9 protein-coding genes are annotated in these 16,242 nt (G+C 45.8%); 8 read left to right on the top strand and 1 reads right to left on the bottom strand.

The genetic code is table 11. The features are described 5' to 3' along the window. Positions 1–144: 144 nt before the first annotated feature. From ACEW9O_RS08530 to ACEW9O_RS08510, 5 genes are all read left to right on the top strand, one after another. Positions 145–2,958: a hypothetical protein gene (locus ACEW9O_RS08530; protein WP_373549725.1), complete on the top strand. Its 2,814-nt coding sequence runs from the start codon at positions 145–147 to the stop codon at positions 2,956–2,958. A gap of 352 nt (positions 2,959–3,310) precedes the next feature. Continuing rightward, entirely contained in the window at positions 3,311–6,559 is a 3,249-nt protein-coding gene (locus ACEW9O_RS08525; protein ID WP_373549724.1) for a SusC/RagA family TonB-linked outer membrane protein, read from the top strand. Between the two features lie 24 nt (positions 6,560–6,583). After that, complete coding sequence (locus tag ACEW9O_RS08520; protein WP_373549723.1) at positions 6,584–8,398, top strand: RagB/SusD family nutrient uptake outer membrane protein; 1,815 nt, start codon at positions 6,584–6,586, stop codon at positions 8,396–8,398. A 25-nt stretch (positions 8,399–8,423) separates the two neighbouring features. Then, positions 8,424–10,085 carry a DUF4957 domain-containing protein gene (locus ACEW9O_RS08515; protein ID WP_373549722.1) on the top strand — a complete coding sequence of 554 codons (1,662 nt, stop codon included), beginning with the start codon at positions 8,424–8,426 and terminating at the stop codon, positions 10,083–10,085. Between the two features lie 276 nt (positions 10,086–10,361). Beyond that, positions 10,362–12,092, top strand: coding sequence for a T9SS type A sorting domain-containing protein (locus tag ACEW9O_RS08510; RefSeq protein WP_373549721.1), 1,731 nt, complete (start codon positions 10,362–10,364; stop codon positions 12,090–12,092). Positions 12,093–12,126: 34 nt separating this feature from the next. On the opposite strand, the gene ACEW9O_RS08505 is transcribed toward ACEW9O_RS08510, so the two are convergent. Then, positions 12,127–13,143 (bottom strand): LacI family DNA-binding transcriptional regulator, encoded by a 1,017-nt coding sequence (locus ACEW9O_RS08505; protein WP_373549720.1) that lies wholly within the window; start codon positions 13,141–13,143, stop codon positions 12,127–12,129. A 235-nt stretch (positions 13,144–13,378) separates the two neighbouring features. Between ACEW9O_RS08505 and ACEW9O_RS08500 the strand changes: the two genes are divergently transcribed. From ACEW9O_RS08500 to pelA, 3 genes are all read left to right on the top strand, one after another. Further along, complete coding sequence (locus ACEW9O_RS08500; protein WP_373549726.1) at positions 13,379–14,143, top strand: SDR family oxidoreductase; 765 nt, start codon at positions 13,379–13,381, stop codon at positions 14,141–14,143. 136 nt (positions 14,144–14,279) lie between these two features. Beyond that, positions 14,280–15,110 (top strand): 5-dehydro-4-deoxy-D-glucuronate isomerase, encoded by an 831-nt coding sequence (gene kduI / locus ACEW9O_RS08495; protein WP_373549719.1) that lies wholly within the window; start codon positions 14,280–14,282, stop codon positions 15,108–15,110. Between the two features lie 14 nt (positions 15,111–15,124). After that, complete coding sequence (gene pelA / locus ACEW9O_RS08490) at positions 15,125–16,201, top strand: pectate lyase (protein WP_373549718.1); 1,077 nt, start codon at positions 15,125–15,127, stop codon at positions 16,199–16,201. Positions 16,202–16,242: the final 41 nt, after the last annotated feature.

Here is a 16,242-nt window from a genome sequence, read left to right as displayed (position 1 = left end):
GAGGACGATTTCTTGGCTCATGTGGTCAAGAAGGCTCTCCCTTGATTACGAAGCCGACACCAGAACTAGTGAGACTTTTGTTTTGATTGCTAACATTCATCTCATATTGAGAAAAACGTAATTTTTTACAGGCTCTTAGTTGATATGCTGGCAATACGCCGTAATTTTTCAATAAAAATAAAGCGCGTTTTTGACTATGAATTGCAATCTCTTTTAAATTCCGATCAGACTCAAAACTTAATTTTATGCCTGATTTTTAATCGTAATTTGAAAGAGTTTGCATTAGATGATAAAATTGAGGAAACTTCTCTATCTAAAGCGCTCAATAACTTAGAGCTCGTTGGGTTAATCAAATACCGATATGGACTATGGTCTCTTTTCCCAGATATTAAAGGTGATTTCTATCTAGCAAGTTTAATCGAGAATCAGTCGGAATCGTCTATCCCAGAGCTTTTAGATTTTTACATTTTTAATAATAGAAAAAATAGTGTCAAAAAAATCATTGAGGTAACCCGCTATCTAAGTGAGGAGTCTATTGAGATCATTTCCATTTATTTAGCTCAAAAAGTAGATTCATGGCACAAAGAGCTGAAAGAGAATGTAAATCTGCTTCCTCAGAAATATATATATCCTCTAGTGCCAATTCTTCATTTAGAACGGCAGTATGGAAAAGAGTTATCAACTAATTGTGCTTGCAATCTATGTATGTTTGCTTTGTCGCGAATTAATCTAGTGGAGTCCGAGAACTCCAGTCAGTTGTCCATAATTCATAATGATGATTCATTCTTTGAGGAAATTGGCAGATTTCTTGCTGAGTTAGTATACTTACCCCGCAAAAGGGATGAGTTTTTTGCTATGCTACAGGTAGTTTGGAGATCAGGATGGCGAACTAATGTTAGCAGCTACGATCCATCTGAACTTTTGGCTAGCGCATTTAAACCATTCAATGACTACAATGATATCAACTCTTATAGAACTGGTTTGAGATACATCCGGTTTTGGTTCTTGGAATCAAATAATCCACAACTCCGAAACATGGGGATTGAGGCATTACAGGCGTCATTAAGTGCTTTTTTCGAAAACATCAGTGGAAAATTTTCATCGATAGAGATATCTACTGTTTCATTGCCAATCCATGATGAAATCTTTAAACTTCGCGAAGAAGCTCTAGGCATTGTCAGGGAAGCAATGCAAAATGATCTTCTTCATGTAAGTTGTATTGAAATAATTGGCCAAATTGGCTTAGGAAAAAGGTTTCTTGATCATGAACATTTGTTAAATCTGCCCTCTTTTCCTAAAATTCGTGAAGAAATTGAAAGTTGCATTCCTCTGATTGGTCATATACTTTGTAACAGTAATGAGGTCTTGGTTCAGAAAGAAGCTGAAACGATTTTATTCAAGTGGTGGCTTTGGGGTATTTCTAATTCTATGGAACCATGGCTATCTAAATTTGACCGTTCTCTTGAGTATTTAGTGTATCGAAATGTATTAGAGAGGACTTATGTTATTGATGATTTTAACTCTTTAGTGAAGAAAGCCCCTGAAAAAAATCGCTGGAATTGGTACTGGAAAAAGAGTGACTCAAAGGAAAAAAGGCATCAGGGAATAGAGCGATATACAGACTTGGTGCGAAAAGTATCTAAAAAACACAAAACCCCTGATTCAATTGCCCTTTTTCTATCAGAGATTGCAGAAAAACTAAAACTTTGGGCTCAAATCCATAAAGACAGTGAACATTATATTTGGAATAATTTCTCAGAAATAGTCCAATGCTGGGTTCTATATTCGCCAAAAACGTTTGATCAAATCATAGAAAAAAATTTATTGCCTGTTTTCCTTCAAGAAAGAATATTAATGGCTATCCAGCACCAATTAGTAGCCTCTAATTATGCTCAAGTTGATCAAGTTGTTTCTCCCTTACTACTCAGAATATCTTCACTATCCTATGTAGAAGCAAACCACCTAGCATTTCTAATTCAAAGATATCCACATCCTAGCAAAGAATTATGGTTGGAGCAAGCAATCAAGCATGGGCAGGAGTACTTACTAGGGGAGATTTCGTTTCGGCTGAAATTTATCTTTGATGTTGAAGCTGAAATTGAAAAAATTGCCACATACCTATTATTGATTTTACAATCTGGAACCATTACACAAGAGCATTTTTTTGGGAATCGCCTAAGTTCTTTTGTAAGTTATGAAGCCCTGTATGAACACCATAAACAATTAAATACCGAGACCGATCAATTACTTAGAGAAGCCACCTACAACTACATAAAAAACATTAGTCGGTTAGATGAAAGTTTTTCCGCAGTTATAAAATACGCAATCAGAAATGTTAACCAACTAGTTGACCTCATTGAATACCGCTCTCAAAACTGGTCGGTAGAGACAGCTATTAGTAAAGTTGATTTCCAAATTCGAAAGGTTCTTCCACACCTTCCATTTGATCAAGAACACTTAATTCAATTTTTTCAAAATTCAGATAACCATTGTTTTTTTATGGAAAAAGTAATGGATTGGGAGCAAGCAATCTGGACACTCGATTCCAATTGGCTAAATCAATTTACAAATTTAGCAGACTCTGATTCAAACGAACCTTGGATAGCTACTCATCTAAGGGAAGCAGTTAACCAAAATAATAATGATAAAATCAGTTTTTACTGCCGATACATTTGGCATGATGAAGAACTGATCCCTTTAATGCTGGATTCTTGGCAAAAAATTCTACCTATAAACAATGATGAAGAAATGATTAGAACACTCTTGCGGTGGGTTTACAATCGTCCATCTCCAAGGGCACATAGGAACATCCATAGTGGATACGAGTATTATGTCCAATTCTGGGAAAAAGTAAGCAGTCGCCCAGTTTTAAATATTCGTCTAACGATGCTGATCCAAGAAGTAAAAAATCATCTTAAATCAGCAAGGGAGCAAGAGCTAAATCGAGAAGACATATAGGCTCATCCAAATCACCCAGCCCCTCAACTCTTCACCCCATTTCAAAAACAAATCACTTCCCCCCAAATCCCCTCCACCAGACTCAGGCCACCTGATTTCCCTGCCCCCACTTTTTAAAAACAATTCTGGGAACGTTCCCGATAACGATTGCGTAAAAAAAAATCCAACTCTTGTTACACGAAGGAAGATAAAAACCTAATATCGTACTGAAAAACAGCCTACCGCTACTCTTTTTTTTGGCCAACGCCCATTTGACAATTCCTTTATTTTAAAACTGAATCATTTTTTTTGGCCAGCCACGTTGGTTGAAATTTCACAAATTTTCATTTGTATAGATTTAAATTCTACAAAAATGCCTACAAAGCAAGGACTATTTTTTCTTTCTTTCCTGCTATTTTGCAGCTTCCTGAATGCGCAAATAGTAGTAAAGGGGAAAGTAACAGACGCTTCTGGTGCAGGGTTACCGGGCACCAGCGTCATCCAACAAGGAACATCCAACGGTACTGCAACAAATGTTGATGGTACCTTCACTGTAACTGTTCCGGCTAATGCCATTTTAGAATTCTCTTTCACTGGTTTTAAAACCCAACAAGTTTCGGTGGAAGGGAAAACGACCGTCGATGTAATACTGCTGGAAGATGCTTCGCTTCTGGATGAAGTGGTAGTGGTCAACTACGGTTATGGCGCAGTGAAAAAGAGTGACATGACGGGTTCGGTAGCCTCATTGGGGGCCAAGGAGTTGTCAAAAATCCCCGTTCCTGACATTGCCCAAGCCATGACGGGCCGCCTCCCTGGGGTGAACGTCACCACTACCGATGGCTCGCCCGATGCCGATGTGGTGATTCGGGTACGCGGCGGCGGGTCCATCACTCAGGATAACTCGCCTTTGTATGTAGTGGATGGTTTTATCGTAAGTTCAATTCGGGGCATTCCACCATCAGATATTGAGAGCATCAACGTATTGAAGGATGCCGCTGCTACGGCCATCTATGGGGCGCAATCCGCCAATGGTGTAGTGGTGATTACGACCAAAACACCCAAAGCGGGTAAAGTATCGGTCAGCTACAACGGTTTTTATCAGCTCAAAACCTTGCCTTTCGACCGCAAATACGAAGTGCTTGACCCCTACGAGTTTGTGCTGGCCAATTATGAGTTTGCCAAACTTTCCTCCACAGCGGCACTGACCTCTTTTGAGCGCTTTTTTGGCGTTTACGACGATTTGGAACTGTACAAACAAAAAAGGCCTACCGATTGGCAGGATGAGCTTTTTGGCGCACCCAGACCTTCTCAATCGCACAACATCAGCATCAGCGGAGGTACCAAAACCACCAAGCTTGCGCTGAGTTTTTCCAATAACCAGGATGCGGGTTTGTTGACCAACAATGACTACAACCGCAATGTGCTCAACTTTAAAATTGATCAAGAGCTGGGGAAAAAATTGACTTTTACCGCTACTGCTCGCCTCACCAATACCATTGTAAACGGTGCGGGTACCTCCGGCAACGCTCAGTTGAACATCAAAGACGCGGTGCAGACCCGCCCAGTGAATGGTTTGGCCGATGAGCTGGATTTAAATTTGACTGAAATTGATCCCAACGACGATTTCGCTACCTTCATCAGCAGCCTGGTTAGTCCCACCAAATTGGCTGCACAGGATTGGCGCAGAAGGACTACCAATGAATACGTCCTCAATGGGGCGCTTAAATACGACATTACGCCCGATTTGAACATCAAAACGACCCTCACTACCTCTAAAGGCTTCAATGAAAACTTGCGCTTCTATGGGCCACTAACGGGGGAGTCTTTCAACAACGGTGGTAACTTACCACTCGGTGAAAAAGGCAGTTCCATTGCTGATTCTTACCGCTGGTTGAATACATTGAACTACAAGTTTGACGTGTCTAAACATAAAGTGGATATTTTGCTCGGCCATGAGGTATACTCCAATGGTGGGAAGTCCGACTTCATTCGTTCCGAGGATTTCCGCTTGTCCATTACGCCTGAAGAATTGTTCGCCAACATGACTTTTGGCCGCACCGATCGTTTGGAAACCCAAATTTTTACTGACGAAAACAGGATATCCGGTTTTGGTCGTCTCGACTACAGCTTTAACAACAAGTATTTGGCAACCGTTACGGTTAGAGCAGATGCTTCCAGTAAATTCGCCAAAGAGAACCGCTTGGGTATTTTCCCTGCCATTGCCTTGGGCTGGAAAATTTCGGAGGAAGCTTTTCTCCAAAATTCAGATGTCGTTTCCGAGCTTAAGCTGAGACTTAGCTATGGCGAAACGGGTAATGACCGGATCAATTCCACTGCTACACAGCTGTTGTTTGTGGGTTCAACCTTAAGAGGACCGGGTTTTGGCAACTTTGATAACCCTTATTATTCCCCGTCCGGTTCAACCTTATACAATCCTAATCTGGTTTGGGAAACGACCGTTAACCGCAACGCTGGTCTTGATTTTGACTTGTTCAAATCAAGAATCACGGGTAGCTTGGACTTCTATTACAATACGACCAAAGACCTCTTGTTGCAATCCGCAATCCCTTCCAATACCGGATTCAGCACCCAATGGAACAACATTGGTACCACTTCTAACAAAGGGGTTGAGTTGGGGCTAAGCATCGGGATCATTGAACAACGCGACTATTTCCTGAACGCCAATTTTACGGTCGGTCATAACGTAGCCAAAATTGATGCACTCGACGGAACAAACTCTCGTTTTTTTCAGTCGAACTGGGCGAGCACCGACTTGAAAGATAGAGATGACTACTACATCGTGGTAGGCGGCAAAGTGGGTGATATTTATGGTTATGTAACCGATGGCTATTATCAAACCTCCGATTTTGCGGGTTACAACGCAGTAACCAATACCTATACCTTGAAAGAAGGTGTGCCGAACTCAGGTGGAACCGTAGGCAATACGCGCATCAGACCTGGTTTCCTGAAATTGAAAGACCTGGATGCTGACGGACAAATTACGAGCAAGGATCGTCAGGTAATTGGCAATGCCCTGCCCCTTGCACAAGGTGGTTTTGGCCTGAGCGGTGTATTTAAAGGTTTCGACGCTGCTGTCTTCTTCAACTGGTCGGTGGGCAATGACATCTACAATACTGGTAAAATTCAGTACAACCAATTCAGAAGGGTGACTTACGGCAACTTGTTGTCAACCATGAGTTCCGACAAACGCTTCACTTACATTGACTTTGATGGCGCTGTGACGGGCATTCCTGGTGAAGTGGTTACCAATCTGGATCAACTGGCTCAGATGAATGCGGGCAAAGAAATCTGGTCACACGCCAGCTACGGAGTTGCACAGGCAGTGATTCACTCTTGGGCAGTAGAAGACGGCTCCTTCATTCGTTTGAACAACGTCAACATTGGTTACACCCTGCCTAAAAATTTGACTTCAAAGTTGAAGATTGGCCAGGTGCGCATTTATGTTGCGGGCACCAACCTGAAACTGTGGACGAAGTATAGCGGTTATGACCCCGAGGTGAGCACTGGTCGTAGCGGCTACAATCAGATTACACCAGGTGTCGATTATTCTTCCTTCCCTCGGAGCAAGTCTTATACCGCTGGGGTTAACATCAACTTTTAAATCACCGGTAAAAATCAGGATACAATGAAACGGAATATATTAATTTTTACACTCATCCTTTCTTTGGCTTCTTGTTCCGATTTTCTGGAACCGGATTCCTTGTCAACTTTTGACAGCAAGTATGTATTTTCAAACGTTGACGATGCCCGTAAAGGGGTGAATGCCGCTTATGTGCAATTTGGGACAGACGGTTTCCGGTCTCGCCTTTCGAACAACATGGCGGGCAATACCGACATCGAACGCCAGAGTGGTTGGACCAGCTCCAGCGATCGATATCAAATCTGGAACTTGGACGCCTTATCTACCAATGGTGATCTCCGCCAATTCTGGAATGCGGCCTATACTTCCATTCGCGATGCCAATATTGCCATTGAGGGAATCGAAAGCAGCGGATCTCTGCAATCGAACGACGCGCAAACCAAACGCCTGATGTACAACATGCTGGGTGAGGTGTATACGCTCAGAGCTTACTGGTACAGCATGTTGATTTACTTTTTTGGGGATGTACCCAATGTTCGACTGGCACCCAAAGCAGGGGTTGATTTTTACTTGCCTCGTGAGAATCGCAACGTTATTTTGACGCAGTTGATCGATGACCTGAAAGCCATCGAAGATAAAATGCTCTGGGCCGACCAATGCCAGTACGGCACCGAACAGGTCAACCGGGAGTTTACCTTGGGTATGATTGCCCGTTTGGCACTGCAAAGAGGTGGCTACTACCTCAAACCCGACATGACTATGGTCAGAGAAGGGGATTACAAAACGTATTATCAAATTGCCAAGGATTATACCAGTAAGCTGATTACCTTGAAAGACAGACCCTTGCCTACGGATTATCGCCAGGTTTTCCTCAATCAAAACAAGTTTGTCACCACCGTGAATTCGGAAATGCTCTTTGAAGTTCCTTTTGCATTGGGCAACGGGGATGTGGGTTGGAACATCGGGATTACGGTGCAAGGCGGTGCCACCGCTAGCCACGCTTACGGCTCTGGAGACAATTACATGGCCGTTCCCATCAGCTATTATTGTTCTTTTGACACGACCGACATTCGGAGAGATGTAACCTGTGCACTGTATCGGGTGAATACCAAATTCCAAGAGGAATTTTCTGCCGCGACCAACATTGCCCAAGGGAAATGGAGCCGCTACTTCCTGAATGCGCCTCAAGGGCAAAACTCAGCCAAAGGAACTGGGATCAACTGGCCGATGATGCGTTATGCCGACGTATTGTTGATGCATGCCGAAGCTGAAAACGAACTGAATGGGCCAACTGCAGAAGCTAAAAGTGCCTTCAAAAGGGTGCGTCAAAGAGCTTTCTCTTCTAGCGCTTGGGCGGAGAAAGTAGACGCTTACACCGACTCCAGATCGGGCAGCAAAGAAGAATTTTTCAACGCGATCGTGGATGAGAGAGGCTGGGAATTTGGTGGTGAAATGATCCGGAAATACGAGTTGATCCGTTGGGGTATTTATTCCAAAAAAATGCAGGAAATCGTCAACATCCAAAAACAAATGGTCGATGATGCCCTTGCAGGTACAGGCAAATACGCCAACCTGCCCGACTATATGTACTGGAAACGCAACGACGCAGGGAAATTTATTGTGTTGAATCCCAATACCAGAGTAGCGGGAGTCCCAGACCCTTCCTGGACCAGGGTTCCCTTTACCCGAGCCATGTATGATGCCACCAAGATGACCTACTCCGAATTTGTCACCAAAGACTGGGAACCCTACTATAACGGGCCGGTTCCCGGAGTGGCTCGGTACATTTTTCCCGTTCCACTAGAAGCCGTTTCAGCTAGCCAAGGCAAGGTTGACAACAATGGCTATTTGTTCAAATAATTTTCTTGTAAGATAAAATTCTGTCATGAAGAATATTGCTAAGTATGCTGTTTTCCCAATTGCTTTTTGCGCCGCACTGGTCTTTTTGTTCAGCAGCTGCGAAAAAGAAGAAATAGTATACGAAGAAACCAGATTGTTCAGGCCAGCTCTAAACACCGAGCTTTCCGCCAAACTCAATACCATCATTATTGACATGGCCAAAATGAAAGAGGCTGTTTCCTACAAATTCGAAATCAGCCAGGATTCATTTAAGACCACGCCATTGTATACCTTTACTACCGATACCACCTACTTGATTGTAGACAAAAACCTGGTTGGAGAGGATCTGGATTACAATTCCACGTATCAGATTAGAGTAACGGCCAATGCTGCGGATGCACAGTTCAACAGTAGGACAGCTTCATTGGGTTCTGTTCGCACGGAACCGCTACCTTCCATTCAGTTGGCGCCTAGAGCATACGACGTAACCGATGTTTTGGCCAAAGTACGCTGGAACCCTTTTGGTCTTCCCATTGATCAAGTGAAGGTATTCAGTGCTACGGATAAAAAACTGAGAACTCCACTGGGTACCTATTCCGTCAGTTCCGGTCAAAACACGGCAGGCGAAGTGATCATTGATAAGCTAACCCCTGCAACCAGTTATTTGGTCGCGATTTACAGCGCGGGAGGTCTGCGCGGTTTTGTAGAGTACAAAACCTTGGAAAAAGGTGTCTATCCCGGTGATCCGAACGTAATTGACCTTACCTCTACCGAAGACCCGGGTGCATTGCAGACCGCCATGGCTTCGGTTGCCGAGGGGAGTATTGTCCTCCTGAAGCGAGGTGTGCGCTACAATTTTCCTACCTCAAACCTAAGTACCTCCATCACCATCAAAGGGGAATATGGCCTCACTGAGGCCAGAGCGCAGATCTTTTCGACGGGGGATTGGAGGATCGCAACAGGCGTAACGATTGACCATGTTGTTTTTGATGACATCGACATCATTGGATCCGATCCTGGTGCCGTTTACGTATTCAACATCAACAACTCGGGTACCCCTACTACCATTACCAATTTGGTCTTTAAAAACTGTACCATTACCAGTCTACGAGGCATTGCCCGCTTGCGCAGTGATTCATTCATTAAAAATTTCACCATCAGCAATAGTATTGTCTACAACATCGGCAGCTATGGCGTTTTCACCACGGATACCGATGGTGCTACTAAGGCAGCGGTCGACCACATTAAGTTGCTCAACTCAACTTTTTATCAAATGTCATTCGTTGTCACTTCTCGTACGAATTCACAAAGCTTCCTGATTGATGGTTGTACGTTTAACGAGTTTACGGAGGCTGGCCAACGTACGTTCAGATACCGGGGTGGAACGGATCGGAACAACATCATCGGAGGTTTGACGATTTCAAACTCGGTTTGGGGAACTGGCTGGGACAAGGCAGCAAGTGGCAGCAAAACCGTTACTTTTAAAGAAGGGTTGGTTAGTACAAATGTCACTGTCTTGAATACTTGGGCGACTTCAGACTTTGCGGTTGCAGCAGGATCAGAGCTGCCAGGGTTTCCTGCACTGACTTACTCAGGCACTGCCACCAAGCTTTGGACTGATCCTACAAAGGGGGTCTTCTCGTTTGCCGATGCGGGTTTTACGGGTAAAACCTCTAGTGGGGATCCTCGTTGGCGGGTGAAATTGTAAGTGTTCGCAGGTAGTTTGTCCCGAAGTTGTCTGAACATAAAGCGACATTTTTTTAGCACAAAGAACACACAAAGGTAGCACAAAGGGCACAAAGGCGAGATGTTGACAAAGGTTGGTTTTTGAAAATTCCCCTTTAAGCTAAAAGCATTGTCAACGTCTAATCTTTGTGTCCATAGTGTCCTCTATTTTTTCCTTTGTGCTAAAAAAATGTGTTGTGTTTTTGTGGAAAAATTCGGTATGACTAATGCCTCTCAGTTTTCATTCAAAACAAATGTAATGGCCTCTAAAATAACAGGTATCGCAGCGATGCTTTGCTTAGTTCAGGGAATCCTTTTTTCGCAAGCATCCATCGCCCAACCACTAGCTTTCCCCGGCGCAATGGGCGGAGGCAAATACACCACTGGTGGTCGCGGCGGCGAAGTATACGAAGTGAACAACCTGAACGATTCTGGAGCAGGCAGCCTGCGTGATGCCGTAAGCAAACCCAACCGCACCATCGTGTTCCGCGTTTCAGGCATCATTGAGCTAAAGTCGAGGCTCGTACTCCGGCAACCCAACATCACCATAGCTGGACAAACCGCTCCCGGACAGGGCATCTGCCTGGCCAATTATGCCACGAATATTTCCGCCAACAACATCATCATCCGCTACATCCGTTTCCGGCACGGCGATGCCCAAGCCTCAGAAGACGACGCCTTGAATTGCTTCTCGGGTGCCTACCGCAACATCGTAATCGATCATTGTTCCATGAGCTGGTCGGTGGATGAAACCACTAGTTTTTATGATGTGGAAAATGTTACTTTGCAGTGGAATCTCATCAGCGAAAGTTTGTATAAGTCGGTGCATGTGAAGGGCAATCACGGTTATGCGGGAATTTTTGGCGGCAAAAACTCCTCTTATCTGTTCAACCTCATTGCGCACCACACCAGCCGAACCCCGCGCTTCAATGGTACCCGTTACGATAGTCAGAGCTTCGGCGATAGCCTGGAATTTTGCAACAACGTGATTTACAATTGGGGCAGCACCAATAGTGCATATGGTGGCGAAGGGGGCAAGTACAACATGATCAACAACTACTACAAACCCGGTCCCGCCACCCCTGGCAATTTGACCACCAGCAGCGCCTCCAACAAACGCAACCGCATCCTGAACTATTCCAACTTTTACCTGGAAGGCACTGATACCATCTGGGGCGGCGATTTTTACATCCAGGGCAATTACGTGCATGGCTACCCCGATGTGACTGCTGACAACTGGACCAAAGGGGTACAAAGAAGCAGCAATTATGCCGCTGCCGATCGATTGATCCGTGAAGCCAAACAGTCCACCTCCTATAGTATTTCCGACTTTGTGCCCATTGCTGCCACCAGCGCTTACGATTCTGTGGCGCGTTACGTGGGTGCCATTTTGCCCGAACGTGACCTCATTGATACCCGCATCATCCGAGAAATGCTGGAAGGGCAAGCAACCTACGAAGGTGCAACTTACAAAACGGTCACCTCTACAGGCGTTACCCATCCTTCCGGGATAATCGACAAACCCAGCGATGTGGGCGGCTATCCAACGTATAGCTCCCAACCAGCCCCCCAAGACACCGATAAGGATGGCATGCCCGATGCCTGGGAATTGTCCAAAGGTTTGAACCCCAATAATGCCAGCGACCGCAATACCACCAACGCCGAAGGTTACACGATGCTCGAAGTATACCTCAATAGCCTGCAAGCAAAAATTGTCAGCAGCGTTCCGGTGATCAACGCCGATGACGCCAAGATCAAAATTTATCCAAACCCTACCAAAGGACTGATCAACATCCACAACTTGTCGGATACCGAAATTGAACAGGTTTTCCTGTATGATTTCAGCGGGCGTCAGGTTGATAGCACGGCACAGCGCATTTCAAAAGAGCAGGTTCTGGAAATGAATTTATCCCGGCACCCGAAGGGCAGTTATGTGCTTAAACTCATCAGCAAGGGTGCCATTTACACCAAAAGCATCATTAAAAAATAGGCCTGTTTAAAACCAAATGCGATAAGAAGTTTATCTACACCGACGACGCCCTCACTACCAACTCAGTCGGCAACTTAACCAAATACGAGCCCCCCATCTGCCGCTTCTTCTTTTCAATCAAATCAATCAACAATTCCACCGCCACTTGCCCAATTTCAAAGGCGGGCTGCGTGACCGTGGTCAAAGCAGGAGAAAGCAGGTGCGCCACTTTGAGGTTGGTGAAACCAATCAGCGCCAAGTCCTCAGGGCAGCGGATACCTCGGCGCGACAAGACCTCAAAACAAGCCAGTGCCAAACGGTCGCTGGCCGTAAAAATGGCATCGGGTCGTGGGTGTTTCGACAGCAGATTTTCGATGATACCATCCATGTGCTGGGCGTCAAAATTCAGGCAGTAATGCACCAAATCGGGATCGTAAGGAATGGAATGTTTTTCCAGTGCCGCTTTATAGCCCGATAATCGCTCTTTGGTGATGTACAAACCCGTCGCGCTGGTGATGTGCGCAATATGTTTTTTGCCTGTACTCAACAGGTGATCAGTGGCCATAAACGCCCCCGAAAAATTATCCGCCACTACCTTATACGTGTCAATCTCGTCCGAAACCCGATCGAAAAACACCAGCGGAAAGCCCCTTTCGTGCAAGTCACTCAGGTGGGATACATCTTTGGTTTGGTTGGAAATCGAAATCAACAAACCATCCACCCGCCGCGCCACCACATTGCGCACATTGGCTACCTCTTTATCGTAAGATTCGTGGCTTTGAAAAATCACCACGTCGTAGCCAAGGTTATTGGCCACATCTTCAATGCCCGTGATGGCTTCTGAAAAAAAGTTGTTGGCAATTTCAGGCACAATCACTGCGATGGCCCGACTGCGGTTTTCCTTCAATCCTTGCGCGATAGGATTGGGGCGATAGTTCAGTTTGGTGGCGTATTCCTGCACCATACGTTTGGTCTCAGCATTGATCTCATAACTATCCCGCAGGGCTCGGGAGACCGTAGAGGTAGACAACTTGAGTGCCTTGGCAATGTCTTTAATCGTTACTGGTTCCAAAGAATTTTTTTTAGTCGGCTATGTAACATACAAGATAAGTGATAAAGACGCAAGGACTCAAGATTTACCCCGAACTATTTTAAAAAAAGTTCCTAATGCAAACGTTCCCGATAACGTTTGCGTAGAAAATCAGCCAAATGAATTAAAACATCGCCAATATTCAGCCTAGCTTCGTATGGTTATCCTTAGTTTTACCAAAATAAAATTTCAATTTTCAATTTATTGTATGATGAACATGGAGCAGGGATTTAGGCTGGATAATAAGGTTGCCTTAGTCACGGGTTGCAACCGGGGCATTGGTCGGGGCATGGCCGAGGGTCTGGCCGAAGCCGGAGCAGACATCATTGGAGTATCATCCAGTCTGGGTTTGAATGGCAGTGAAATTGGCGATTATGTGCAATCCCTGGGGCGTAAATTTTACCCTTATCAGGCCGATTTTAGCCAAAGAGACAAACTGTATACCTTCATCAGTAAAGTAAAGCAGGATTTTCCAGTCATCGACATCCTGATCAACAACGCGGGCACCATCATGCGCAAACCCGCCGCCGAACACCCGGATGAGTATTGGGATCGCGTCATTGAAATCAACCTCAATTCCCAATTTGTACTCGCCCGTGAAATCGGCAAAGAAATGGTTGCCCGGGGCAATGGAAAAATCATCTTCACGGCCTCTTTGTTGTCCTTTCAAGGTGGCATCACCGTACCTGGCTATGCGGCCAGCAAAGGCGCCATTGCCAGTTTGATCAAGGCCCTCGCCAACGAATGGGCGGGCCAAGGAGTCAACGTCAACGGCATCGCACCTGGTTACATTGCCACCGACAACACCGAAGCCCTGCGCAACGACCCCGTACGCAGCAAAACCATCCTGGATCGGATCCCGGCTGGCCGCTGGGGTGAACCTGCAGACTTCAAAGGCCCGGTCGTCTTTTTGGCTTCCGAGGCTTCCAGTTATGTAAATGGCACCATTTTGACCGTCGATGGCGGTTGGATGGGACGCTAGTGGGTGTGGGTGTGGGTGTGAACGTGTGGGTGAGGCTACCGCGAGCGACTTAGACGCGTCCTTGTCTAAGTCGCTTGCGGTAGCCTCAACCTTCCTCAACCTTCCTCAACCTCCTCAACTTCTCAACTTAAAAAACATGCAAATCCGTACCGCAATCGGTCCTAAAGAAACTGCAACCCTGAACAGTCAGGCTTTGCGCGAGCATTTTTTGATTGAAAAAGTCTGTACCCCCGGCGAAATCAATTTGGTCTATTCGCATTGCGATCGGGTCATCATTGGTGGCGCCACGCCTACAAACAGTGCTTTGGCCCTCCCCACTTATCCCATTTTGCGCAGCAATTATTTTTTGGAAAGAAGAGAATTGGGCATCATCAATGTAGGCGGCGATGGCCGGGTCAAAGTGGGCGATGAGGTATACGATTTGCCATTCATGGCTTGCCTCTATGTAGGCAAAGGCAATGAACAGGTCGTGTTTGAAAGCGTAGACCCCAAGAACCCGGCTCATTATTACCTCTTGTCTTCCCCAGCCCACCAAAATTACCCGACTCGACTTTTGCTCAAGGAAGAAGCTTCACCCGTGGAGATGGGCGCAACGGAAACCGCCAACAAACGCACCATTTACAAATACATTTACCTGGAAGGAATCCGCAGCTGTCAGTTGGTGATGGGCTTAACAGTCTTGGCACCCGGCAGTGTTTGGAACACCATGCCCCCCCATGTACACGATCGCCGCATGGAGGCTTATTTCTACTTCAATGTCCCTGACAACCAAAGGGTTTTGCACCTGATGGGCGAGCCGCTAGAAACCCGCCACCTGTGGGTAGCCAATCACCAGGCCATCATTTCGCCCCCTTGGTCGATCCACGCCGGTTCGGGTACCAGTAGTTATTCCTTCATTTGGGGTATGGCGGGCGAAAACCAGGAATACACCGATATGGACCCACAACCAGTTGACGTATTGCGTTGATTTATTTCAAGATTATGACGATTAAAAAGATAAGCATCACGATTGCCCTGCTATGGTCGCCACTCGTTGTATTGACGAGTGGCTGCCAGGTGCAGCAGCAAGCCCATTCTGCGTCCAATCCGGTGGCCGTAGTCCAGGATTCCATTGCCGAAAAAATGCTGCTTATTCAGCGCAGCTACGGTGGCTGGCCTCAACCCGGTGGCAACGCCATCAACTACAACAAAGCCCTCAGCGAAAGTGAAAAAACTAAGTTCCTCAGTGAAAAGAACAAACTCGATGCCACCATCGACGATCAGGCTACAACCCGCGAAATCAAATACCTGATGGAAGCGCATGCCAAAACAAAAAATCCTGCTTACTTGAAAGCTGCTGAAAATGGCGTGCGTCACCTCCTCCAGGCCCAAAACAAGGCTGGTGGTTGGCCCCAATTTTACCCCGATTCCAGTGGCTACCACAAGCACATCACTTACAATGACCACGCCATGATCGATGTGCTTTGGGTGATGAAGTACACCGCTACTGGCCAACAGCACTTTGAGCCCTTGCAAAAAACATTGGGTGTTGATGCACAAAAAGCGGTAGACCAGGGCATCGAGTGTATCCTTAAGACTCAATTTTATCAGGGAACCACCTTGACAGTTTGGTGTGCCCAACACGACAGCAAAACCCTACAACCAGCCAAAGCTCGTGCGTTTGAATTGCCTTCCCTTAGCGGCAATGAAAGTGTGGGTATCCTGCGTTTTTTGATGGCCATTGAACAGCCTTCGGATGCGGTGAAAAAAGCCGTTCACGCTGGAGTGGCCTGGCTGGATGCAGTCAGAATCAAAGGCCTCAAATTACAAGACATCGCTGATCCAAATCAACCTAAAGGCAAAGACCGCGTAGTGGTGGCCGATCCCAATTCAGCACTTTGGGCGCGTTTTTATGACCTAAAAACCAATCAACCTTTTTTTGTGGGCCGTGATAGTCAACCCAAGGCCACTTTGGCGGAAATCGAAAATGAGCGCCGGACGGGCTATGCCTATTATGGTAACTGGCCCGCGAAATTGATTGAAATCGATTATCCGAAGTGGAAAGTGAAAAATGAATGATGAGTTATGAATGATGAGTTATGAATTCATAACTCATCATT

Source organism: Haliscomenobacter sp. (genome assembly GCF_041740695.1).
Classification (GTDB): Bacteria; Bacteroidota; Bacteroidia; order Chitinophagales; family Saprospiraceae; genus Haliscomenobacter.
This window is presented reverse-complemented; position numbering and strand designations above follow the sequence as displayed.